Raw genomic sequence first — 23,420 nt, forward strand, 5'->3', positions numbered from 1 at the left:
GGGATGGAATGGTTGAACAACCCACGAAACAGGACTGGAGCGGCGTTTTCACGCTGGGGCTTATTTGGGGCGGCACATTCATGGTCGTCGCGATGGCTTTGGAAGGCTATGGCCCGATTACCGTGGCGACATCGCGCACCACATTAGGGGTGGTGACGTTGCTTGTCCTGATGCGGATCACCGGTCGCCGCATGCCGGTTCTGACACCCGCGCTGACTACATCAATCCTGCTGATTGGCGTGCTGTCGACTGCGGTGCCTTTCATGCTGCTCAGCTGGGGGCAGCAATATGTGCCCTCGGCCTTTGCAGGGCTGTCCATGGCTGCAATTCCGCTGATGGTGCTGCCGCTGGCGCATTTCTTTTCCGATGAGCCGCTGAACCTGCGTCGGTTTCTGGGCGTGTGCCTTGGGTTTTCCGGCGCATTGGTCCTGATCGGACCCGGTCTGGCAAAGCTGGGTCAAGGGACCGAGCCGCTGGCGCAGCTGGCCTGTGTCTCGGCCGCCCTCTGCTATGCCTCGACATCGATCCTGACGCGGCGCTGTCCGCCGGTTGAGCCACTGGCGCTGGCCGCGCTGACCCTGCTGGTCGGCGCTGTTCTGCTGGTGCCCATCATGCTGCTGGTCGAAGGTGTTCCCACATGGCAGGGCAACCGCCCGTCGTTGGCCCTGATCGTGCTTGGGCTGATCCCCACAGCATTCGCCAATTTGCTGCGGGTTTCGATCACCCGCAGCGCCGGGTCGGTGTTCCTGACACTGGTGAATTATCAGGTGCCGATCTGGTCGATGGTGTTCGGGGCCTGGATCCTGTCGGAGGCCCTGCCCCTGCGATTCTACATCGCCCTGGCCCTGATCCTGACGGGCATGGCCATCAGCCAGTGGTTCAGCCTGCGCAGGGTTCTGTTCGGACGCTAGCCTGCGGCGGCTTCGACCTCGGCCACGATGCTGTCGACGACCTGTACCAGCAGCGCGTCATCCTCGCATTCGGCCATAACGCGGATCAGCGGCTCGGTGCCGGATTTACGGATCAGCAACCGTCCCTGCCCGTTCAGCCGCGCCTCGGCATCGGCAATGGCAGCTTTAACGCTTTGAACTTCAAGCGGAGTTTGACCGTTGGCATAGCGGACGTTCTTCAACAGCTGCGGCACGGTTTCGAACTGCTTGGACAGATCCGAGGCTTTGCGACCGGACAGAACCATCTCGGCCAGGAAATGCAGACCGGCCATCAGGCCATCGCCGGTGGTGGCATAATCGCTCATCACGATATGACCGGATTGTTCACCGCCCAGGTTGAAGCCACCTTCGCGCATACGCTCGACCACATAGCGGTCGCCGACCGCCGTGCGTTCCAGTCGCATTCCGTGTGACGACAGGTGCCGTTCAAGCCCCAGATTGGACATCACGGTGGCCACAAGCGCATCGCCTTTCAACTGCCCGGATTTTTTCCAGGCCGTCGCCAGCAATGCCATAAGCTGATCGCCATCGGCGACCTGACCGGTTTCGTCGACGATAACGACCCGATCCGCGTCGCCGTCCAGACAGACACCGACGTCAGCGCCATGTGCCACGACGGTTTCGGCAGCCAGTTGCGGCTTGGTCGATCCGCAGTTGAGGTTGATGTTCTTTCCGTTGGGCGCAATGCCAACCGGGATCACGTCTGCGCCCAGTTCCCAAAGAACCTCGGGCGCGGTGCGGTGGGCGGCGCCATTGGCACAGTCAATCACCACCTTCAGGCCATCCAGACGCACATCGCGCGGCAGCGAGGATTTCACACGCTCGCCGTATCTGAAACGGGCGTCATCAACACGACGCGCCCGTCCGATATTCTGGGCCTGAGCAGGCCGGACACCTTCGTCGATCAGCTTTTCGATGTCTATCTCGGCCTGATCGGACAGTTTATAGCCGTCGGGGCCAAAGAACTTGATACCGTTGTCCTCTGCCGGGTTGTGGCTGGCCGAGATCATGACACCCAGATCGGCCCGCATCGAGCGCGTCATCAGACCCACCGCAGGCGTGGGGACCGGCCCCAGCAACAGCACATTCATTCCCGTTGAGGTCAAACCGGCGGTCAGCGCGTTTTCCAGCATATAGCCGGACAGGCGCGTGTCCTTGCCGATGACGACCCGGTGCACACCGGTCGCATCGCGCCGGAAATAGCGCCCCACCGCAGCCCCGATGCGCAACGCCATTTCCGCCGTCATCGGATGCGTGTTGGCCGTGCCCCGCACCCCGTCGGTTCCGAACAGCTTGCGCATTGGTGTCACTCCGTGATTTTCCGTGAGACCGGATTACCGGACAGCGGCCCATAGGCGCAAGGCCTGAGCAGTCTCGGCGACGTCGTGAACGCGAATGATCTGCACGCCCTGGGACAATCCGGCCAAAGCCACGGCAATTGAACCCGGAGCGCGGGCAGTCTTGTCCGGTTCCCGTCCAATCGTTCCGATAAAGCCCTTGCGGGACACGCCCAGCAGGATCGGGCAGCCAAGCCCGTGAAACAGGCTGAGATTGCGCAGCAAGGTCAGGTTATGGTCTTTGGTCTTGCCGAAACCGATGCCCGGATCGACGATGATCAGGTCGCGCCGAAGTCCCAGGTTCTCCAGCAGAGCGATCTGGGTTTCGAGGAAGTCGTAAACATCCAGCAACACGTTGTCGTAGCTGGGGTTTTCCTGCATCGTGGCCGGATCGCCTTGCATATGCATGACGCAGACCGGTGTGCCCTTGGCGGCGCAAAACGGTGCCAGTTCGGGATCGAACGTGAACCCCGAGACGTCGTTGACCAGCCCTGCGCCCGCCGCACACGCCGCTTTGGCGACGCTGGCCTTGCGGGTGTCGATTGAAATCAAGGCATCCGTTTGCGCGCGAATCGCCTCGATCACCGGGCGGGTGCGGGCAATTTCCTGATCTGCCGGAATGAAATCCGCACCCGGGCGCGTTGATTCCCCGCCGACATCCAGAATGGTGGCCCCATGCGCCACCATCCGGGCGGCGGCATCGCGGGCGGCCTCGACCGAGCTGTGAACGCCCCCGTCCGAGAAACTGTCAGGCGTGGTGTTGAGAATGCCCATGATATGCGGCACCTGCATATCCTGCCCGGCGATAGGTGCGCGCGGGCCGGTCAAACGCGCCAGCGCCCAACCGGGAATATCCGATGCCGCCATGATCTGCGGTGCGGTATCGCGCCCAAGCGCTTCGACATGGGTAAACCACAGGGATTGACCGGCCAGAGAATACGCACCAGCGGGCCGGGTCTGGCCGTGCTGAACCAGCGGTCTGAAATAGATGCTCACAATTGGGCCTGATCCACGGCCACAGCCCGCAGCGGGGTTTTGGGCGCTTTCGGCAATTCGCCGCCGATGACCATCATCTCACTGGCTTCAAAGGTCGCGGCAAACCACGCGGCCAAAGCCACGGCGTCGGATGGCGCGGCAGAAGGACCATCCACCGCGTCCAGAACGATCTTGGACGGGGCCCAGACACAGATCTGGCCGTTCTTCATGGCCCAGTCCAGTTCCGTCCGGGTTGAAACCACCTTGCAGCGGTGATCGCGTGCGGCCAGAACCCACGCGTTTTGCTCGATCGCAAGCAGGTCAATCCGGCGCTGTGTCATTGCGTGGCCGGTTTGCGGCGCAGCCAGGTATGACGCCCCCACACACAGGATCAGCGGGCGTTGGCGGTTCTGCAACTGATCGATCCACCCGGTCAGATTGTCCGAGGCAATAGCGTCATTCGACAGGTAGACCAGACGGGGATGCGGGCGGTCTTCCTCGGTCACATCGTGATGAACCGAGTCTTTCCCGCGTACGATCTCGACCCCCAGAGCGCCCGGACCGCGATCCAGTTTTTCGATGCGAACAAAGACCCTTACAGCCTGAGGTTCATGCAAGATACGTTCAGCCACACGCTCGGCCAGGGTTTCAAGCAGGTTCAGACGCTCGGCCGCGAGCTCATAGGCAATGGATTCCGTTACCCGGTCATAAGACAGGATGCGATCCACATCGTCGTCAATCGGGTCGGTCAGAGGCCGGACTTCAACCACGATATTGAAACAGATCCGCTGGGTTGTTCCCCGCTCGGCCTGAAACGCACCGATTTCAACCTCGACAATATGGTCGCGCAGGGAAATGCGGTCCAGCGGCCCGCGGGGCGAGGTCGCCTCGGACCGTTCGGACGGGTGCGCAAATGCCAGTCGGATTTCAGAACTCATGGGTCCGGCCTTTTCGGCTTGTTGCAGGGCTTGCCCACTATAGGCGTTGCAAGGGCCTATAACATTCAAACAAACGCCATTCCAACCGCCGAATGCGGCGTCAGGTGACGCGAAACCAGCTCATCATACCCGAAGCGGCATGTCCCAGCATATGGCAATGCAACAGCCAGTCCCCCGGATTATCCGTGACCAGCGCGATCTGGCGGGTTTGTCCGCGATCAACCAAAACAGTGTCGCGCCACGGGCCAAGCGATCCGTCCGGCTGGATCAGTCGGAAGTGGTGGCCGTGCAAATGCATGGCATGTGGAAAGACTGTTTCATTGACAAACTCAATCCTGTGAAGGCCTCCGGTCCGGGCGTCCAGAAACGGGTCGGACGGGCGTTCCGCATAACCGTTCAGGGCCCAGAACCGGCCCAACTGCGCCAGTTCCTGGCCTGACAATTCAGTGTCCCCGATCCGGGCGTTGTCCAGCCAACGCATCGCCCCGCCTTGCAGGGACATCCGGTGCAATGGTGCGGATGAGACATCCTCGATGACTGGCAAAGGGTTGGGCGGCAACGCTGCCACGCCTTGTCGTGGCGCGGGTGAGAGAGGTTCGTCGACATCGAACCGAACGATACCAAAGGCACCGTCGCGTTCAACACTTACCAGACTTGCCGTATCGCCCGCAGCCACGACATCCACAACCAGATCGATGCGTTGTGCAGGGGCGATTGGGAAAGCCCCCGACATTGGGATCGGCGTTTCCAGTGGCATTCCGTCAAGGGCGACGATCCAACCAGACAACCCGTCGAGATCCAGGTCAAAAATCCGCGCGTTGGAGGCGTTGATCAGGCGCAGCCGGAGACGGTCGTTCCGTCGCGCCTGAACACGCGGGTCAAGGGATCCGTTGACAGTGATGATATTCCCCAGCCGACCAGCGTGGCTGAGGTCATGGCCATTGTCGAAATCATCCGTGATCTGGGCGGTTTCCGGATCAAGCCGCCAGTCGTCCAGCATCAGCACCAGATCCTGATCGACATCGGGGGCCGCGGTTTCTTCGACGATCAGCGGCCCGTAAAGCCCGCGCGCAACCTGTTCCATCGACTGGTTATGCGCATGGTACCAATAGGTCCCTGCATCGGGAACGGAGAAAGAGTAATCAAAGCTTGCGCCCGGCTCGACCGCGTCCTGTGTCAGGCCGGGTACGCCATCCATGGCGTTTTCGATGCGAATGCCGTGCCAATGGACCGACGTGGCCTGCGGAAGCTGGTTCATCAGGGTGCGCTGGATGCGGTCGCCCTGCCTGACGCGCAGTTCAACGCCGGGGACAGACCCGTCATATGTCCAGACTGCCGTTTCAGGATAACTTGCCGGCGCGATCGGGTGTTTGGCTACACGCGCATTAAGCGGTGCAAAACCCGCGCTGGCCACACGCGGCATCAGCAATGCTGCTGCAGCCGTTTGCAAAAGGTGTCTGCGGTTCAAAATCATCACGGGCCTCCTGGCCCGCAATATAGGATGCAACCTGCCCCACGCCAGCAAGCTTCCAGCGCGGGTGCGTCAATCAGTTGCTCGCTGTCCGGTAGTTGTGGCGGTAAAAAACATGCACGCCGATTTTCGCCGTCTGTTTGTAGACCCGCGACCAGGATGGGCGAACCGACGTCGTGTGATAATGTGTTGCCCCTTCGGTCAACTCATCCGCCACGCCATCAATGGCAGCCCGCGCGACTTTCGCCACACGCTCATACGCCTTTTTCTCGTGGATGACTTCCTTGCGGCCATCGCAGGTGTATGTGAACTGGCACTGGTATTTCTTGCCGGTCCCCTGATGGATCACCCCGCACAGGGAATCCGGGAAACGGCTGCTTTTGACCCGGTTCAGGATCACCTCGGCAACCGCGAACTGGCCGCGCACGCTTTCGCCGCGCGCCTCGAAGTACAGGGCTTCGGACAGGCATTCCCAGTTTTCACCGCCCGTGGCCTTTGGTTGCTGGTCAAGCCAGTCTTTGGAGAAGGACACTTCGACAGGTTCAGCCGCCTTGCGGGGCTGGAACAGCTTGAAATAGTCCCGAAAACTTTGCGCTGGCAGCTCGCTGCGGGCGACAAGTTCTTGTTTTGCAGTATCAGTCGCTTCCTTCTCGGCGAAGGACGCACTCGGCAGCACGGTTGCCGCCACTGCGGCAACAGCCAATATGTAACGTAGCATCAGATAACCTCGCACAGGCACATCACGCGCCATACCCTCCCCCGGCGGGCGCGACGAGGCTGATACCCCAGACTGAGGCAAAGGTCCAGTATCTTGAAAAAAGCAAGTGGAAAATCGCCCGTAGCGAAAATATTTTTCGCCTACGAGTGACCGGATAACCCACTATTCCTAGGGGTTCCGCGCAGTGTCAACCCCCAAGTCTGGAGGAAATCGCCAGTTGAGCGGCAGCCAGCCGAGCGACCGGAACCCGGAACGGTGAGCATGACACATAGTCGAATCCAAGATCGCGACAGATTGCGATTGATTCGGGGTTTCCACCGTGTTCGCCACAGACCGAAAGGGTCACATCCGGCTTCGCGGCGCGACCGCGTTCCGCCCCGAGTTTCAGCAGCTCGCCCACCCCGTCCGGATCAAGGACGTGGAACGGATCTTCGGTAAAGACCCCCTGCCGCACGTAAGCGGACATGAAACGACCAGCATCGTCGCGGGACAGGCCGTAGGTCATCTGTGTCAGGTCGTTTGTACCAAAACTCATGAAGGCGGTCTGCGGCGCGATCTCTTCCGCGCGCAGACAGGCGCGTGGTGTTTCGACCATGACGCCCAGGCGATATTCGAACTTCTGCCCCCGTTCCGATTCAACGGCGGCGGCGACCGAGTCGATGCGGGATTTGACCAGTTCAACCTCGCGCTTGGCGGATACCAGCGGGATCATCACTTCGGGCACCACCGGGGCACCGTTTTTTCGGGCCTCAAGTGTGGCTTCGAAGATCGCGCGCGCCTGCATGTCGTAGATCTCGGGCACGGTGACACCCAGACGAACGCCGCGCAGACCCAGCATGGGGTTGTATTCGGTCATCGCCTCGACCCGGCGTTCGACGTCGGACACGGGCAGGTCCAGCGCCTCAGCTAGTTCCCGTTGCCCGGTGCGCGTTGTCGGCAGGAATTCATGCAAGGGTGGATCGAACAGGCGGATGCAGACAGGCTGGCCTTCCATGATCCTGAACAGCTGAACAAAATCCTCGCGCTGCATCGGAAGTAGGCGTTCCAGCACTGCCGCCCTGCCCGCCGAGGTTTGCGCAAAGATCATTTCGCGCATCACGATCAGACGGCCGGGATCAAAGAACATATGTTCGGTCCGGCACAGACCGATCCCCTGAGCCTGAAAGTTCCGGGCCGTCTGCGCATCAGCCGGCGTGTCGGCATTGGCGCGGATGTCGATGTCACGCTCGGCATCGGCCCAACCCATCAGCGTCTGGAAGCAGTCATCCAACGCGGCCTCGAGCATGGCGGGCTGACCGGCCAGCACCTGACCCGAGCTGCCGTCAATGGTGACAATATCGCCGGTTTTAAATACCCGCCCATCCGGTGCGGTCAGCATCTTGTCTTTCGTCTGAAACCGCATTTCCGAGGCCCCGACGATACAGGGCAGACCCAATCCGCGCCCGATCACGGCCGCGTGGCTGGTCATGCCGCCCTTTTCCGTCAGAACCGCAACGGCGGCGTGCATCCCGCGCACATCCTCGGGCGAGGTTTCCCGGCGCACCAGAACACACGCCTCGCCACGGGCGGCACTGGCCTGTGCTTCGGCCGAGGTGAACACGATCTTGCCGGTCGAGGCACCGGGGCTGGCACCAATGGCGGTGGTCAGCACGTCACGGCGCGCATCAGGGTGGACCTGACGGTGCAGAAGTTCGTTCAGCGCGTGCGGATCGACACGCATCACCGCCTCTTGCGGCGGTATGATACCGTCTTCGGCAAGACGTACGGCAATGCGCATGGCCGCGCGGGCCGATCGCTGCACCCGGACGCCATCAAGAATATGCACAGTGCCGTCCTGAATGACGAATTCGACCTGCATCTCTTCGCGCAGTTTCTCGCGCATCAGGGCGGCATGCGTTTTGACATCGGCGAAAGCATTGGGCGCGACCTCTTCCAGCGAGGGGCCGCGCGGGTCTTTTTCCAGAAACAGGGCGGCCACATCTTTGCCCAGTGCATCGCGCCCCTGGCTCTGGCTGAGGTAGCGACCGGTGATCTGTGGCATTCCGGTTGTGGAATCAACCAGTTGCAGAACGCCCGATCCGCACTCCCCTTTCCCTACTCCGGGGATCATCTCTTGAATGACCAACCCAAGCCCGGCATCAGCGGGTGCCCCCTTGGCTTGCCGCAGCAAGCGCGCGGACGTCCCGTCCCATGCACGTGCCATTGAGCGCAAAACGCCGATCAGCTGTTCGCCCCTGTCCTGCGGAAAGACCTCGTCGGTTTCATCCTCGTAGGCGCGCAGCGAATGGCGCAGCCCCTCGCGGCCATCAGCGTCGATGTCATCAAACACATCCGCATCCAGCCGCGCCACGTGGATCGCATAGCTTTGAACGAACCTCAGATACAGGGCTGCGGCGGCCTCGGCCCCCATGGTGTCGGACAGGTCGACATAACGGGCATCGTTCATTCCGATATTGAGAACCGCGCCGGGACCACCCCAATCGGGGTCTTCGGAACTGGGCCGGACGCATAGCAACGAGGTCGGATCGAACTGTTCGAGGATCGCCGCAATATCCGGGGTTGTCCCTTCTGCGATCTGGTGAACGGCATCAAATGACAACGCAACGGTTCGGGGCACCGGCAGGTCCAGCCGGACCAGACGTTGCAGACATTTGGCCCGCCCGCCATGCCTATGGGCGGTGACAGGCGCGTCGGATGTAATGAGCGTTGTATTCGGATTATTCTGCACTGCAGCACCTTTTGGTTTGCGTGCAGCATAAGCGCTTGCGCCCTTCACGCAAGTGCGTTGTGGGCGCGCCTGCCAGCGCGCCCGGTCGTTTACCCTTCGATCCGGGTCAGATCGGCCACGCTGGAGCAGATCTGCCGGATCTGGCTGAGCAGGTTAAGCCGGTTGCGGCGAACAATATCATTGTCGGTGTTGACCTGCACATCCTCAAAGAACGCATCCACCGGCCCGCGCAGCCCCGCCATGGCGGCCATGGCCGTGGGGAAATCTTCGGATGTCAGCGCGGGTTCGATTTGCGCCTGTGCTGCATCCAAGGCCGCAAACAATGCCTTTTCGCTGTCTGTTTCGGCGAATTTCACATCCGCACCGTAGGAATACTCCACCCCGTCCTTTTCCTCGGCCTGGGTCAGGATGTTGTTGGCGCGCTTGAAGCCCTGCACGAGGTTTTCGCCATCTTCAGTCGCGATCACCGCGTTCAGCGCGCGGGCGCGTTTGACAAGCAGATTGAGGTCATCATTGCCGTCCATCGCGATACAGGCGTCAATGACGTCGTGACGGATGCCTTCGTCGCGGAGGAAGACCTTGAGGCGGTCGTGGAAGAAGGAAAGGAGATCGTCGGATGCGTCGGGGATCTTCTTTTCAAGGCTCAGGAAATCGGCGCCCGACACTTCGCCCAGCCTTTCCTTGACAGTCTGGAAGGCTGCGCCAAACACGCCGTGATCTGCGATTTCATCCAAAAGTTCGTCAACGTTTTCCGCCGCCAGCGCCTCGTTTGCAGCGCTTTCAGCACGCAGCAGCTGTCCGTCGAAAAACCGATCCAGATGCAGGCGCAGGTCATTGTCGAGCACCAACCGGATAACCCCAAGTGCCGCACGGCGCAGGGCAAACGGGTCTTTCGAGCCGGTAGGCTTTTCATCAATCGCCCAGAACCCCGCCAGCGTGTCCAGCTTGTCGGCCAATGCAACGGTCACCGACAGCGGAGCCGTGGGCACATCATCCGACGGCCCCAAAGGCGAGTAGTGCTCTTGCGCGACAGCAGCCACGGCGGCATCTTCGCCTGCCGCTTCGATGTAATACCGCCCCATAAGGCCCTGAAGCTCGGGGAATTCGTAGACCATTTCCGAGCTGAGGTCGGCCTTGGCCAGGCGCGCGGATTTTTCAGCCTGATCGGCATCAGCTCCGGTCACTGGGGCCAGTTCGCGGGCCAGCGCGGCGATGCGCCCGATCCGGTCGGCCTGCGTTCCCAGTTTGTTGTGGAAGGTGACGTTTTCCAGCGCGCGGGTCCATTGTGCAATGTCCGATTTGGCAATGCGCAGGTCATTTTCCCAAAAGAACTTGGCATCGGCCAGACGGGCCGACAGCACTTTCTGATTGCCCGCCAGAATGGTCGCGCCATTGTCAGCGGTTTCGCGGTTCGCAACAGTGACGAACCGTTCAATCCGGCCCGTTTTGGGATTGCGGACCGAGAAGAACTTCTGGTGTTCTTTCATCGAGGTTTGCAGCACCTCGGGCGGCAGGTCGAGGAATTCGTCGTCGATCCGCCCCATCAGGACAACCGGCCATTCGACCAGACCGGCGACCTCGGCCAGCAGGCCCTGATCTTCGACCAGTTCAAGACCGGCGGCAAAGGCCATGTTCTGGGCGTCGTTCCAGATGTGCCGGGCGCGTTCCTCGGGGGACAGGACGACAAAAGCCCGCTTCAGCTTGGCCGCGTAATCGTCGAAGGACGTGACCGAAAACCGGTTGGGCGCCATGAAGCGGTGGCCTGCTGTGGTGTCGCCGGACGAAATGCCATCGACATCCATTGGCACGACCTGCGTCCCGGCCTCATCCGTCAGAATGCACAGGATCGAATGCAGCGGGCGCACCCAGCGCAAGCTGCCACTGCCCCAGCGCATGGATTTTGGCCAAGGGAAATTGCGGATGGTGGTTTCGAGCACTTCGGCAATGATCTCAGCCGCGGGGCGACCGGCCTTTTCGATGGTGGCGAAATAGATGGCCCCCTTGGGCGTTTCGCGTTCTTCCAGCTGATCACGGGTCAGGCCCGCGCCGCGCAGGAACCCTTCGATTGCCTTGTCGGGCGCGCCGACCTTTGGGCCCTTGCGTTCTTCCCGGATGGTGGGGCTTTTCGCCAGCAGCCCCTCGACCGCCAGCGTCAGGCGGCGGGGCGTGGTCAGGGCGGCGGCGTTTGCATAGGTCAGACCGGCCTCGACCAGACCATCGGTAATCCGCTTTTTCAGATCCTCGCCGGCACGGGCTTGCATACGTGCGGGGATCTCTTCGGAGAACAGTTCGATCAGCAGGTCGGGCATTGTCGGTCCTTAGAAATTGACGATCGTCTGAATGACGATGGCATTGGCGATATCCACAAAGAAGGCGGATACAAGGGGCAGCACGATAAAGGCAATAGGCGATGGGCCATATCGCTTGGTCACGGCTGTCATATTTGCGATAGCGGTGGGTGTGGCCCCCAACGCAAAGCCGCCAAACCCGGCGGCCAGTACAGCCGCGCGATAGTTGGACCCCATGACCGGGAACAGCACCCAGAGGACGAACAGCACCGCAAAGAGCGTCTGCGCCGTCATGATCACGGCAATGGCCATGCCCAGCTGCGCGATGGTCCAGAGTTGCAGGCTCATCAGCGACATTGCCAGAAACGCGCCCAGCGCAAATTCCGAAATCAGCGCCAGCGACGGTGTGCGCGACACTTTCGGAGCATCGGGAAACAGCGCGTCCCGCAGATTGGCGATCACGATGCCCATGATCAGGCAGGGCACGAACAGCGGCAGTTTCAGCCCGGCGGCGGCAATTGATTCATTCAGCGCATATCCCGAGATGATCGCCAGGTTCAGGTGCAGCAAGACGCGCATGACGGTCAGATGATCGATGTTTGCGGTGTGCCCGTCATGCTCATCCGGCAATCCGATGCTGTGTTCTTCGTCGGGGCGGTCAGGCTTCAGGCCGCGCCGCTCGACCAGCAGGCGCGCAATCGGGCCGCCAACCAGCGCGGCAAGGACCAATCCAAGGGTGGCGACGGCCACACCCAGTTCGGTCGCGCCGTCAAGCCCCGTTGCCTGCGCCACGTCCGGCGCCCATGCGATTGCCGTACCGTGCCCACCGATCAGAGCGGCCGATCCGAACAACACACCGGCCTGTGCGGGATAGCCGAAGATCACCGCCCCAGCCGCGCCAATCACATTCTGAAAGATAATCGTCGCCAGAGTGAGAATCAAAAGCAAGATTAACGGCTTACCGCCCGCAATGAGGTCAGACAGACGGGCGTTCAGGCCGATCCCGGCAAAAAACAGGACCAGCAGGAAATCGCGGGCTGTCAAGCCAAAGGACAGTTCGATCCCGAAGACCAGATAGAGCGTCAGAACCACCAGCGAGGCCAGCAGGCCCCCTGTTACGGGTTCGGGGATGTTGAAATTGCGCAGGGTTGTCACACGTGCGTTGATCTCGGCCCCGATCAGATAGACCGCAAACCCCAGAGTGGCCGTCAGGAAATCGGGGATTTCTATGACATGGCCCACGGTCTGCTCCTTCAGTTTTCCGGGCGCGGCGGACATTCCTCGCCCACGACGGTACCGTCATAGGCTTTTTCACCGCAATTGTTCAACGCATGCCAGACATAGCCCTTGCCATCCGCGGTGATCGCCACAATCCGGTCGACACCGAAATGGATGTTCTTCACCCCCATGAACGCCCGCGCCTGCCCGGATTCAAGCGCTTCCGCCAAAGACACCGCATCGTAGCATTCAAACCATCCCGGTGCGGTCAGGGGTTCGGAGTTTTCGACAGGCACGTATCCAGCCATCTGGTCCGGCGACAATTCGGTCTCGAAACAGGCGCGATACCGGATAGGCGAACTGTCGGCGTCGATTGCCTGAAACCCGGAATAGGCGATGGGTTCCGGCACACCGCCTGTTTCCGTCATCAGGGCAACGTCCTGCCCCGGTTGCGGTTCGACCTCATAATAATAGCCGTAAACCTGTAGATAATACATGCCGAGGCCTGCCACGATGGCCGACAGCAGCAGAAGAATTGCCAGCAGTTTTCCCGTCATCTTTCAGGCCGCCTCTTTCAAGTTCTTGTAAAATAGGACAGGTTTCATCCGGGGACACGCAGAAACGAGGTCTACACGATGGAATCCACCCTTGCCGTCGGATTTTTCGGCGCATTGTTTGCGATCATGAACCCGGTCACCAACCTGCCGGTGTTTCTGAGCGTCACTCAGGACCTGTCCGCCGCCGAACAGCGCAAGATAGCGGTCAAAACCGTGATCTACTGCCTGATCCTTGGCGGTGCCTTTGCCCTGGTCGGCAGTCAGGCGCTTGGCCTTTTTGGCATCAGCGTCAATCATCTGCGCGTCGCCGGTGGTCTGGTTGTCATGATGATCGGTCTGAACATGCTGAACGGCCACGAAAGCACCTCTCACCACGGGACGAAGGGGGAGAAGGACGCTTACCCCGAACCCGACACCGTCGCCTTTTATCCGCTGGCCTTTCCCATTCTGGTAGGCCCCGGCACCATCACCACGCTGATCCTGTATGCACACCAGATCAAGAAGCCCACAGAAGCCCTTGTTTATGCAAGTGTATTCCTTGTCGTTGTTGGCCTGCTTCTGATCACGTTCTGGAATGCGGCCTGGCTGGCCCAACGCCTGTCCGACACCGCGCGTGTGATCATGAGCCGCTTTATGGGGATGATTCTGGCGGCTATCGCCGTCAGCATGATCGCGGACGGTCTGAAAGCCCTGTTGCCGGGGCTGGCCTGATCGCCTCATCCGGCGCTGAACCCGGCGGCCTCGGTCTGCACAAAGGCATCCGCGCATTGCTTGGCCAGCGCCCGCACGCGTCCGATATAGGCCTGTCGTTCGGTGACCGAGATCACGCCCCGCGCATCCAGCAGGTTGAAGATGTGTGACGCCTTGATGCATTGGTCATAAGCCGGGTGCGCCATGATGATGCGCTTGCCGGTTTTCGGATCGTCATGCGCCTGCGCCAGGATAGTGGCGCATTCAGCCTCGGCCTCTTCGAAATGGCGCAACAGAACCTCGGTATTGGCCACGTCAAAGTTCCAGCGGGCGTATTCCTCTTCCGTCTGCTTGAAGATATCGCCGTATTTCAGCGGGCTGGGCGATTGCGGATCGTTGAACGGCATGTCCATCACGTGGTCGATGCCCAGCACATACATGGCCAGACGCTCGAGACCATAGGTCAGCTCGCCCGAGACAGGCGTGCAGTCATGGCCGCCGACCTGCTGGAAATAGGTGAACTGACTGACTTCCATTCCGTCACACCAAACCTCCCAGCCAAGCCCCCATGCGCCCAGTGTGGGGCTTTCCCAGTCGTCTTCGACAAAGCGGATGTCGTGCAGATCCATGTCGATGCCAATGGCCTGAAGGCTGCCCAGATACAGTTCCTGCAAATCCGGAGGGCTGGGTTTGATCAGCACCTGATACTGGTAGTAATGCTGAAGCCGGTTCGGGTTTTCGCCATAACGCCCATCCGTGGGACGGCGCGACGGCTGAACATAGGCTGCGGCCCATGCCTTGGACCCCAGCGCCCGCAAGGTGGTTGCGGGATGGAACGTCCCTGCCCCGACCTCCATGTCATAGGGTTGCAGAATCGCACAGCCTTTCGAGGCCCAGTAGGACTGAAGCCTGAGGATGATTTCCTGAAATGAACGCGGTGCGCTGGTCGGTTCGGTCATGACATTCCCTCTGGGCGCCCCGTGCGCCCGGTTCCGGTCGGTTTGGCCCTTCCTATGCAAGGGGCCGAGGGGCGTCAACGGGGCTTTGGGCTGTGGCTGTATCTGCGCGGCCACACCACAAATTCCCCGCATTCTCAGCATGGTATTTGGCAAATGAAATCGCGTATTCTGCACCTCAGTACAAACACCGCATAACACGGGCAGACAATGACACGCGTATTTTCAGCAATTCTTTTGTTTCTTCTGGTCGGCCTGCGCGCCGCGACCGCACAACAAGACCCCGGCGTCTGGGTTCAGGTCGAGGCGCAGCCGTCGCTGCGCGAAGCGCAGGACCGGGCGCAAGCCTATGCCAGCACCCTGCCCGATGTGAACGGGTTTCGGCTGAACAGTGGCTGGTATGCCATCGTCATTGGCCCCTATTCGCGCGGCGATGCCGAGCAGGTTTTGCGCGTATACCGGGCCGAGGGGCAGATCCCGCGTGACAGCTTTGTCGCGTTTTCAAGCGCGTTGGGGCAACAGTTCTGGCCTGTCGGCGAAAACGCGGTAAACCGCGACGTCGTAAGCGCGCCGACGGAACCGGCAGCACAGGCGGAAGAACCCGTGGCGGTTACGACCCCACAGGTTTCGGATGAAACCCGCGCACAGGCGCTGCAATCCGAGCGTCTTTTGACCGCGCAGGAACGGAAAGACCTGCAAACGGCCCTTCAGGCGGCGGGTTTCTATAATTCGACCATTGATGGTGCTTTCGGTCAGGGAACCCGCCGGTCGATGGGCGATTGGCAGCGGTTCAACGGGTATGAAGCGACGGGCGTTCTAACCACGGTGCAGCGCAAGGCCCTGATGGATGAATACAACGCGCCGCTGATCTCGGCCGGGATGGACCGGTATTCCGACGACGCGGCCGGAATTGCGCTGGATATGCCGTTGGGTACAGTCAGCTTTGACCGCTATGAAGCTCCGTTCGTACATTTCAAAAGCGCCTCGGATATGAACACCCAGGCCCTTTTGATCAGTCAGGAGGGTGACAAGAACACGCTGCGCGCCCTTTACGAGGTGATGCAGTCGCTTGAGATTGTACCGCTGAACGGCCCGCGCGAGCTGGGCCGCGACCAGTTCACCCTTGAAGGGCGCGGCAATGGGATCGTGTCATTCACGCAGGCGCGGCTGGCCGATGGGAAAATCAAGGGCTTTACGCTGGTCTGGCCCGAAGGGGACGAGGCGCGCCGCCTGCGTGTTCTGGCTGCGATGGCGACCAGCCTGAGCACAACGGACGCGGTTCTGGATGCCGCCGCCGGTGCGGATGCGGAACAGCGCATCGATCTGGTCTCGGGTCTTCAGATCCGCAAGCCCCGGTTGTCGCGGTCGGGCTTTTTCGCTGGCGCGGACGGTACGGTTCTGACGGTATCTGAAGCCGCCGAAAGCTGCACCCGGATCACCCTGGAGGGGGATCAGGAGGTTCAGCTGGCGCTGACCGACCCGGAGCTTGGTGTTTCGGTCCTGCGCCCTGCAAAAGCCCTTGCACCGATGAGTGTTGCTGCTTTCAGCACCACCCAGCCGCGCATCCAGTCCGAAGTGGCCGTATCCGGCTTTTCCTATCAGGGGGCTTTGGGCGCACCGACGCTGACCTACGGCCAAATCGCGGATATCCGCGGCCTGAACGGCGAGACAGGTGTCAAACGGCTGGCGCTGAACGCTCAGCCCGGCGATGCGGGCGGGCCGGTCTTCAACGACAGCGGCAACGTGGTTGGTATGCTGCTGCCCACACCGTCCGAGGGGCGCACCCTGCCCGCATCGGTCAGCCTTGCGGCAACGGTCGAGCGGTTGACAGAAATCCTGACGAAAGCCGGCGTTTCCGGTCAATCAAGTGAGGAAACCACCCGGATTTCCCCTAACGAGCTGAACCGGCGCGCGACCGGAATGACGGTTCTGGTGCACTGCTGGGACTAAGCCCGCGCAGACATTGAAACCAGACGTTGAAACACCAAAGCGCCGCATGAAGATGCGGCGCTTTTTGTTACAGAATGTCCGGGGTCACGTGGATCAAGGTCGGGACAGGTGCATCAAACGCCGCGCGAACCGCGCTCTGCATCTCAGCCAGAGATGAAGGCGCTGAGGCGCGCGCGCCAAAAGCCTCGGCCAGTTTGCAGAAATCCGGGTTATGCGCCACCACCGCATTGGGCGCGATCTGGCTGCGGACCATGCTGTCTTCGATTTCTTTCAGCTTGCCATTGTCCCACAGGATGATCGGCAGCGACAAACCCAGTTCGACCGCAACACCCAGTTCCTGCATCGTATAGTGGAACCCGTAATCCCCGGCGATAACCGCCGTTGGTTTGCCGCGCCGCGCCACCGCGCCGCCAATTCCGGCCGGCAGACCATAGCCCAGCGTTCCGAACCCGGTCGGATGATGCCAGTGATGCGGATAGGCCATGTCCCACACCTCTTTCGCGACATAGGCGAATTGGGTCATGTCGGAATAGATCATGGTATCTGCGGGCATCGCCGCGCGCAGCGCATCGGCCACTGCTGCAATTCCGGGCCGTTCGGCATCCACCTCGGCCCGCCACCGGGCACGGGTTTCGGATATTTCGTCGGGCGACCAGCCGGTTGCCGGTTTCAGGTTTTCGGTCGCCTGCCACAAGGCGCGGGCAAAGCTTTCGCTGTCGGTTTGCAGTTTGATCGCGGCGCGATGGTGGTCGGACAGGACTTCGGGATCAAGGTCAACCCGGATCAATGTTGCCGAATGCCCAAGGTCGCTGCGCCACAGATCGACCTCGCCCAGTTCTGCGCCGACCGCGATGACCAGATCCGCTGAGGCGATAACCTCGGCGCTGCCGGGGCGCGGCAGCGACGCGCCGAAATTCAGCGGATAGTTTGCGCCCGGCAGTCCGCGCCCTGCGTATGTGGTAAAGCATGCAGCCCCAAGCTGTGTCAGAATCTGCCGCCAGTCGCTGGATTTGCAACCGCCCCCCAGAATGAACAGCGGCCTGCGCGAAAGGTTCAGCATCGAGACAACAGGCGATACGTCAGGCGGCAACGCCTTGGTGCGCAACGCGGGCTGGTTGGGGAAAGGTGCCGGATCAGCCTCGGCCTGCAACTGCGCGATTGGCACCTGAATGTGCTTGGGGCGCGGGCGCGACAGCTCGAATTCTTCAAAGGCGCGTTCGACCAGCGCATAGGCGGCCTCGGCCGTGTTGGCCTGTGCCGACCAGTCGGCAACGGTTCCGGCCGCAAGGTGCTGGTCCTTCATCTGGTGCAACTGGCCGCGCAGGGCCTGTGTTTCATCAAGGCAGGACGATACCACCAGCATCGGCACCGAGTCGCTGTAGGCTTGCCCGATCGGCGTCATGATGTTGCACAGGCCGGGCCCGGTGATCACATAGGCAACCCCCGGCTTGCCGGTTGCGCGGGCATACCCATCGGCCATGAACCCCGCCCCCTGTTCGTGACGGGCCAGAACATGTTGGATGCCAGCCTCTTCGATGCCGCGGTACATTTCCTGATTGTGAACGCCGGGTATGCCGAAAATCACGTCTACGCCACGATCCTTGAGCATAAGCGAAATCTGCGCGCCAAGGGGTCTTTTCATCAGCCTCTCCAGAATTGAACGGTGAAGATCGCGTAAACGGCCAACAGCTCGAGCCGCCCGACCAGCATCCCGATTGTCAGCAACCATTTGGCCGTGTCGTTGAGATTTGCGAAATTGCCCGCTGGTCCGATCTGATCGCCCAGACCGGGACCGACATTGGCCAGCGCGGTCGCCGCCCCGGAAACGGCTGTGATGAAGTCCAGACCGGTCAGCGCCAGCGCCCAGGACAGCACGCCCATCGACAGGACGAAGAACATGAAAAAGCTCATTACCGAGGTCAGAACGCCCTGCCCCACGGGCCGCCCATCATAGAGCGGCACGAACACGCCATGCGGAGACCTGATCCGTTTGATCTGACTTTTGATCGAGGCAAACAGCAGCTGGTAGCGGAATATCTTGATCGAGCATGCGGTCGAACCCGCGCAGCCGCCAATCAGGCCGATCAGGAAGAACATCATGATCGGAAAGCTGCCCCAGCCCATGTAATCGACACTGGCATAGCCGGTGCCCGAGATGATCGAGGTGATGTTGAACAGAGATTCCCGAAACGCCTGTTCCCAGTGATGCGGAAAGACCGATGTCAGGAAAATCGACATGATGATGACCAGAACCAGAATGGTCGCCAGAAACGCGCGAATTTGACTGTCTTTCCACAGGGACGCTGTATGGCCGTTTGCCAGCTGGACATAGCGCACAAAAGGAAGCGCCGCCAAAATCATGAACACCGACGCCGCATATTCAGCGGGGCCTGAGAAGGTTCCGAACGAGGCGTCATAGTTCGAGAACCCACCGGTCGAAAGCGTTGTCAACGCATGTACCAGCGCATCGAAAAAGTTCATTCCCAGACCGGCGTAAACCAGCGCGCAAACCAGTGTCAGGAAAACATAGATGAGCGAAATCTGACCCGCGATCTCTTGCGCGCGAGGCAGGATTTTACCCATTGTTTCAAAGCCTTCCGAGCGGAAGATCTGCATGCCGCCGACACGCAGTTCGGGCAGGAACACCATGGCGACAACGATGATCCCGATACCCCCCAGCCATTGCAGGATACCACGCCACAGCAATAGCCCCTGCGGCAGGGTGTCCAACCCGGAAATCACCGTTGAACCTGTTGTTGTCAGGCCGGACATCGCCTCGAAATACGCATCGACAAAGCGCAGCTCGGTTTCACCGAACAGAAACGGAATTGCCCCAAACAGAGGCAGCGCCGCCCAAACACCGGTTGTCAATAGGAAGGTCTGGCGGATGGTCAGCCCTTCGCCCACACCGTTCGAGCAGCTCATCGCCAGAACGGTCCCGGTCAGCGTCGTGATAATGGCGCTTTCCAGAAATACCGGCCATTCGCCGCGCCCCTCGATCAGGTCCGCGAGCATAGGCAGCAGCATGGTCGCCCCAAGAATGGCGACCAGCAAGCCAATCACATATCCGACCGGGCGAAGATCCATCATGACGCGCAGGGTTGGCGTGCCAACCCGACCGTGTCAAGCAGGTGATCCCGGTTTACCCGTCAGTTTTTGACATCTGTTCCGGGCATCACAGGCGGTTTGGACGGGGCGCGTGATTTTCGCGCCTGCGGTTTGCGCGGTTCCGTCGCCGGGGCTGGTTTCGCCTGCACCTTGGCCGGGGCAGGATCGGCCTGTGTCGGCTTGACCTGCGCTGCCTGATCAGGCGCCGGCGCCGCAGGGGCGGGCTTGGGCGTTACGGGCGACACGGTTTCGGTCGCAGGTGTCGCCGAGGCTTCAACAGGCTTCACTGCTTTTTCATCATTAACCGCTGGTGTCGGTTTGGCTGCCGCCGGGGGTGCCGCCGCGGGCCGCGGGCTGGCTGAAAACTCAACCGGTTTGGCCGCCGGCTTGGCCGGCGCAGGTTTGCGGGCCAGCTTTTTCTTGGGCGTTGATGATTTCACCGGTACGCGTTTCGTGCGCGCCACGGCAGGTTTGGGTTTGGCCGCCGGTTTTTCCGCCGGAGCTTCCACCACTGGACCCGGTGCTGATGCTGCCAGATGCAGGGCGTGGACCGGCACCATCGGCAGTTCAAGCGCCGAACGGGTCATGATCTGTGCAATCTTGATCTGGTTGACGATCGCATAGCCAGCCATGCGTATAGCCGCGGCCTGAAGCTCCAGCGGTTGGGTAATCGGATTCATTCCATAGATCTCCTGTGAAAACGATGCAGCCAGAAAAGTAAGGGTAAAGCGCCCTGCCCGCTCGGGGGGTCCGGGCGGAGGTTGGGGTCTTGCAGTCCAAGGCGTCTCACGTCTCGGCTTCCTTTCGGGTGACACACCATTGAGCGCGCCGGTGTGCCGAAGCTGCATTCCCCGTCAGGATACAGGAGTTTTTCACGCAATTGCAGCATTTTTGCTGCGCTGCGGCGAATGAGCGCCGATCAGGTAAATCTCTGATTAAATTCTAGCCACTTACCCGAGACGTTCAGCCAACGTGAAACAGGGTCGTGAACAGTTTCGGGTCAAGGCTGGACGCGGCGAAGGTTGGGCCTTCGGTCAGAATCGACACGGCGTCATGGCTGTGCAGGCTTTCCTGATGGCTTGCGACAACGCGAAAATCACCGACGTGATGATCTGCCAGCAACTCGGCACAAAACAGGCGCGCGGCATCTTCGACGAAGATCGGATTGGCTGCGTTCAATTCGGCGAAAGCCTGTTCATCTTCGCGTTTCACCATGACCTGCGTTTCCGTCGGAACCGCACGGCGGCACAGCGCAATCAGGTCTTCAAACCACAGGCAATCCGCATCGCAATCCACGACAACCGAGATCCGCGCGACGGAGCGCTGCGAATGCGGCGTCGCCAGCTGACCACGCATCGACCGGGCATGTTCGCTGAGTTCCAGCGAACAGGGGCAGGTCGAGGAATAGACATAGTCAAGGTGCATGATCTTCTGACGCACACCGTTCTGTTCGACCAGTTCCAGGGCGATGTCGTAATACTGGTACCCCTCAAGGCCCGAGCGCAGGCTTTTGATCCTGTCCGGGTAGGAAAAGCGCATCTGGATACGGGCGTCGAAGCTGTCCAGATCGGACATGTAATCGTCCAGAGCGGATTCCATGACCTCAAAGCTGAACGTCCGTTCCGCATGTTTGTAGAAAGACCGCATGATCCGGGACATGTTGATGCCCTTTTTCTCGGCCTCGAGGCTGACCGTGCCGGTGATCGAGGTTTCCAGCGTCAGGTCTTCGCCCTCTTTCCGGTGGAACCGTATCGGCAGGCGGAAGTTCGAAATACCCACATGTTGGATCTGCTGTTTGGCCCCACGGATCAGGCTGGACGGGCCGTTCTGCAAATCCGGCAAGGATGCGCGGTACGCCGCATCGACGGTAAAGTCATCGGGGTAAGCGCGCGAAAAAGGCGGATAGTTGCCCGCTGCCAAACCGGGCAGCAGCCGGGCCACAGCCGGGTCAAGCTGGTTTATCTCGGCTTCCGAGGCAGATTTGGCCCATTGCCGCAGAACGTTCAAAGCCTCGGCAGCCTTGTCCCGATCCGGTTTTTCATCAATGTCGCGCGGGTGAACATTCATCAGCGGCGGTTCCTTGGTTGGTCGTCGGACTATATATGACTGATGGTCTAATACCAGTCTAACCCGATACGTCGGCAATAGCAGCCCGGATTGAAAAATCCGGCGCAAAACCGTCATCTCGCAACAGTTAGCGCCTTTTGATGGTGGGAACAGCGGGCGGCGCGCCTGGCTGCCGCCCGAAACAAAGTGGCCGCTTAGGCACGCAGCCTGCCCCCCAGTACAAAAAGGACGCGGGGGCTTTGGTTTATTTCTGCGAGGCTTCCAGCGCTTGCCGAAGGTCGGCCAGCAAGTCACCGGCATCCTCAAGCCCGACGGAAAAGCGGATCAGACCCGGTGTAATGCCCAGCTGGTCCTTCTGCACGTCGCTGAGACGCTGGTGCGTTGTTGTCGCCGGGTGCGTCGCGATGGATTTGGCATCGCCCAGATTGTTCGAAATCACCGGGATGGTCATCGCATTCAGAAAGGCAAACGCTGCATCCTTGCCGCCCTTGATGTCCAGTGATAGCACAGTCCCGCCCTTGCCGCCCAACTGGGTCTGAACCAGCGCGTTCTGGGCATGGGTTTTCAAACCGGGATAAAGCGTCCGTTCCAATGCCGGGTGCCCTTCCAGCGCCTCGGCGATCTTTTGCGCGCTTTCGGCCTGTGCATTGACCCGCAGCGCCATCGTCTCAAGGCCCTTGAGCATGATCCACGCATTGAACGGGCTCAGCGCGCCACCGGTATGCTTGAGATAGGGTTCAACGGTTCCGCGAATGAAGTCCTTGGTTCCGATGATGACACCGCCCAGCGCACGGCCCTGCCCGTCGATATGCTTGGTCGCTGAATAGACGACCACATCCGCACCCTGCTGGATCGCGCGTGAGAACACCGGGGTCGAAAACACGTTGTCCACCACCACAACAGCACCGACCGCATGGGCCAGATCGGCCACAGAAGCGATATCGATCACCTCAAGCGTGGGGTTCGACATGGATTCAAAGAAAACGGCCTTGGTGTCCGGGCGGATTGCAGCCTTCCACTGCTCCAGATCGGTGCCGTCCACAAAGGTCACCTCCACGCCATAGCGGCTCAGGATGTTTTCAAGGATATAGAGGCACGAGCCGAACAGCGCCTTGGCCGAAACGACATGGTCCCCGGCTTTCAGCATCGAGGTCAGAGCGCCGTTAACGGCGGCCATGCCCGAGGCCGTCGCAAAGGCATCTTCGCCACCTTCCAGCGCCGCGATGCGTTGTTCGAACATGGACACGGTCGGGTTGCCGTAACGGGCATAGATGAACTCGTCGGGGCCACATTCCAGAAACCGGGCCTCGGCCTGTTCCGCGCTTTCGTAGACGAAACCCTGCGTCAGGAAAATCGCCTCGCTCACCTCGTTATACTGGCTGCGACGGATGCCGCCATGGACGGCTTGGGTGCGTTTGTTCCAGTTCTCGCTCATCTCATTCCTTTCAGCCTCGGGGGGAGGCAAACAA

Annotated in this window: 18 protein-coding genes; 3 read left to right on the plus strand and 15 right to left on the minus strand. The window is 60.7% G+C overall.

The window, feature by feature from the left end; genetic code table 11:
- The first annotated feature begins 8 nt into the window (after positions 1 to 8).
- Positions 9 to 911: a DMT family transporter gene (locus AC2FPW_RS06265; RefSeq protein WP_496812885.1), complete on the plus strand. Its 903-nt coding sequence runs from the start codon at positions 9 to 11 to the stop codon at positions 909 to 911.
- On the opposite strand, the gene glmM is transcribed toward AC2FPW_RS06265, so the two are convergent.
- The 9 genes from glmM to AC2FPW_RS06310 all read right to left on the minus strand — a co-directional run bounded on the left by glmM (position 908) and on the right by AC2FPW_RS06310 (position 13,180).
- Positions 908 to 2,251, minus strand: a complete 1,344-nt coding sequence (gene glmM, locus AC2FPW_RS06270) for a phosphoglucosamine mutase (RefSeq protein ID WP_480481419.1) — start codon at positions 2,249 to 2,251, stop codon at positions 908 to 910. The two genes, AC2FPW_RS06265 and glmM, sit on opposite strands and share 4 nt — an antisense overlap.
- A gap of 33 nt (positions 2,252 to 2,284) precedes the next feature.
- Positions 2,285 to 3,283 carry a dihydropteroate synthase gene (folP, locus tag AC2FPW_RS06275; protein ID WP_496812886.1) on the minus strand — a complete coding sequence of 333 codons (999 nt, stop codon included), beginning with the start codon at positions 3,281 to 3,283 and terminating at the stop codon, positions 2,285 to 2,287.
- The gene (locus AC2FPW_RS06280) at positions 3,280 to 4,200 is read right to left on the minus strand and encodes a dihydroneopterin aldolase (protein WP_496812887.1); all 921 of its coding nucleotides are present in this window, start codon (positions 4,198 to 4,200) and stop codon (positions 3,280 to 3,282) included. Before AC2FPW_RS06280 ends, folP begins: the two co-directional genes overlap by 4 nt.
- Before the next feature lie 100 nt (positions 4,201 to 4,300).
- A complete protein-coding gene (locus AC2FPW_RS06285) occupies positions 4,301 to 5,674 on the minus strand; it encodes a multicopper oxidase family protein (protein ID WP_496812888.1) in 1,374 nt (457 codons plus the stop codon).
- A gap of 73 nt (positions 5,675 to 5,747) precedes the next feature.
- Entirely contained in the window at positions 5,748 to 6,389 is a 642-nt protein-coding gene (locus tag AC2FPW_RS06290) for a cell wall hydrolase (protein ID WP_267363369.1), read from the minus strand.
- A 187-nt stretch (positions 6,390 to 6,576) separates the two neighbouring features.
- On the minus strand, positions 6,577 to 9,117 hold the full coding sequence (locus AC2FPW_RS06295) for a putative PEP-binding protein (RefSeq protein WP_480773612.1): 2,541 nt from the start codon (positions 9,115 to 9,117) through the stop codon (positions 6,577 to 6,579).
- 89 nt (positions 9,118 to 9,206) lie between these two features.
- Positions 9,207 to 11,426 (minus strand): glycine--tRNA ligase subunit beta, encoded by a 2,220-nt coding sequence (gene glyS, locus AC2FPW_RS06300; RefSeq protein WP_496812889.1) that lies wholly within the window; start codon positions 11,424 to 11,426, stop codon positions 9,207 to 9,209.
- Between the two features lie 9 nt (positions 11,427 to 11,435).
- The gene (gene gltS / locus AC2FPW_RS06305; protein WP_496812890.1) at positions 11,436 to 12,683 is read right to left on the minus strand and encodes a sodium/glutamate symporter; all 1,248 of its coding nucleotides are present in this window, start codon (positions 12,681 to 12,683) and stop codon (positions 11,436 to 11,438) included.
- Positions 12,659 to 13,180 carry a DUF6446 family protein gene (locus AC2FPW_RS06310; protein WP_496812891.1) on the minus strand — a complete coding sequence of 174 codons (522 nt, stop codon included), beginning with the start codon at positions 13,178 to 13,180 and terminating at the stop codon, positions 12,659 to 12,661. The genes gltS and AC2FPW_RS06310 overlap by 25 nt, the downstream gene beginning before the upstream one ends.
- Before the next feature lie 78 nt (positions 13,181 to 13,258).
- Here AC2FPW_RS06310 and AC2FPW_RS06315 point away from each other — a divergent pair, with 78 nt between their 5' ends.
- Entirely contained in the window at positions 13,259 to 13,891 is a 633-nt protein-coding gene (locus AC2FPW_RS06315; RefSeq protein WP_496812892.1) for a MarC family protein, read from the plus strand.
- A 5-nt stretch (positions 13,892 to 13,896) separates the two neighbouring features.
- Here the strand turns inward: AC2FPW_RS06315 and AC2FPW_RS06320 are convergent, their stop codons facing one another.
- A complete protein-coding gene (locus tag AC2FPW_RS06320; protein ID WP_267363360.1) occupies positions 13,897 to 14,829 on the minus strand; it encodes a glycine--tRNA ligase subunit alpha in 933 nt (310 codons plus the stop codon).
- A gap of 207 nt (positions 14,830 to 15,036) precedes the next feature.
- Between AC2FPW_RS06320 and AC2FPW_RS06325 the strand changes: the two genes are divergently transcribed.
- Complete coding sequence (locus tag AC2FPW_RS06325; protein WP_496812893.1) at positions 15,037 to 16,776, plus strand: serine protease; 1,740 nt, start codon at positions 15,037 to 15,039, stop codon at positions 16,774 to 16,776.
- A 67-nt stretch (positions 16,777 to 16,843) separates the two neighbouring features.
- Here the strand turns inward: AC2FPW_RS06325 and AC2FPW_RS06330 are convergent, their stop codons facing one another.
- The 5 genes from AC2FPW_RS06330 to metZ form a co-directional block, all read right to left on the minus strand.
- On the minus strand, positions 16,844 to 18,418 hold the full coding sequence (locus tag AC2FPW_RS06330; RefSeq protein WP_496812894.1) for a thiamine pyrophosphate-binding protein: 1,575 nt from the start codon (positions 18,416 to 18,418) through the stop codon (positions 16,844 to 16,846).
- Positions 18,418 to 19,866 (minus strand): TrkH family potassium uptake protein, encoded by a 1,449-nt coding sequence (locus AC2FPW_RS06335; RefSeq protein WP_480486008.1) that lies wholly within the window; start codon positions 19,864 to 19,866, stop codon positions 18,418 to 18,420. Before AC2FPW_RS06335 ends, AC2FPW_RS06330 begins: the two co-directional genes overlap by 1 nt.
- Before the next feature lie 59 nt (positions 19,867 to 19,925).
- Complete coding sequence (locus AC2FPW_RS06340; RefSeq protein WP_496812895.1) at positions 19,926 to 20,564, minus strand: hypothetical protein; 639 nt, start codon at positions 20,562 to 20,564, stop codon at positions 19,926 to 19,928.
- Positions 20,565 to 20,847: 283 nt separating this feature from the next.
- Positions 20,848 to 21,951, minus strand: coding sequence for a GTP cyclohydrolase FolE2 (gene folE2, locus AC2FPW_RS06345; RefSeq protein ID WP_480481445.1), 1,104 nt, complete (start codon positions 21,949 to 21,951; stop codon positions 20,848 to 20,850).
- 244 nt (positions 21,952 to 22,195) lie between these two features.
- A complete protein-coding gene (gene metZ / locus AC2FPW_RS06350; RefSeq protein ID WP_496812896.1) occupies positions 22,196 to 23,386 on the minus strand; it encodes an O-succinylhomoserine sulfhydrylase in 1,191 nt (396 codons plus the stop codon).
- Positions 23,387 to 23,420: the final 34 nt, after the last annotated feature.

Source organism: Ruegeria sp. SATB027 (assembly GCF_059613825.1).

Bases quoted from the DNA above. Each gene is read 5' to 3' on its own strand.
- AC2FPW_RS06265 (WP_496812885.1), top strand. From the start codon at position 9: ATGGTTGAACAACCCACGAAACAGGACTGGAGCGGCGTTTTCACGCTG.
- glmM (WP_480481419.1), bottom strand. From the start codon at position 2,251: ATGCGCAAGCTGTTCGGAACCGACGGGGTGCGGGGCACGGCCAACACG.
- AC2FPW_RS06280 (WP_496812887.1), bottom strand. From the start codon at position 4,200: ATGAGTTCTGAAATCCGACTGGCATTTGCGCACCCGTCCGAACGGTCC.
- AC2FPW_RS06285 (WP_496812888.1), bottom strand. From the start codon at position 5,674: ATGATTTTGAACCGCAGACACCTTTTGCAAACGGCTGCAGCAGCATTG.
- AC2FPW_RS06290 (WP_267363369.1), bottom strand. From the start codon at position 6,389: ATGCTACGTTACATATTGGCTGTTGCCGCAGTGGCGGCAACCGTGCTG.
- glyS (WP_496812889.1), bottom strand. From the start codon at position 11,426: ATGCCCGACCTGCTGATCGAACTGTTCTCCGAAGAGATCCCCGCACGT.
- gltS (WP_496812890.1), bottom strand. From the start codon at position 12,683: ATGTCCGCCGCGCCCGGAAAACTGAAGGAGCAGACCGTGGGCCATGTC.
- AC2FPW_RS06310 (WP_496812891.1), bottom strand. From the start codon at position 13,180: ATGACGGGAAAACTGCTGGCAATTCTTCTGCTGCTGTCGGCCATCGTG.
- AC2FPW_RS06315 (WP_496812892.1), top strand. From the start codon at position 13,259: ATGGAATCCACCCTTGCCGTCGGATTTTTCGGCGCATTGTTTGCGATC.
- AC2FPW_RS06320 (WP_267363360.1), bottom strand. From the start codon at position 14,829: ATGACCGAACCGACCAGCGCACCGCGTTCATTTCAGGAAATCATCCTC.
- AC2FPW_RS06325 (WP_496812893.1), top strand. From the start codon at position 15,037: ATGACACGCGTATTTTCAGCAATTCTTTTGTTTCTTCTGGTCGGCCTG.
- AC2FPW_RS06330 (WP_496812894.1), bottom strand. From the start codon at position 18,418: ATGAAAAGACCCCTTGGCGCGCAGATTTCGCTTATGCTCAAGGATCGT.
- AC2FPW_RS06335 (WP_480486008.1), bottom strand. From the start codon at position 19,866: ATGATGGATCTTCGCCCGGTCGGATATGTGATTGGCTTGCTGGTCGCC.
- AC2FPW_RS06340 (WP_496812895.1), bottom strand. From the start codon at position 20,564: ATGAATCCGATTACCCAACCGCTGGAGCTTCAGGCCGCGGCTATACGC.
- folE2 (WP_480481445.1), bottom strand. From the start codon at position 21,951: ATGAATGTTCACCCGCGCGACATTGATGAAAAACCGGATCGGGACAAG.
- metZ (WP_496812896.1), bottom strand. From the start codon at position 23,386: ATGAGCGAGAACTGGAACAAACGCACCCAAGCCGTCCATGGCGGCATC.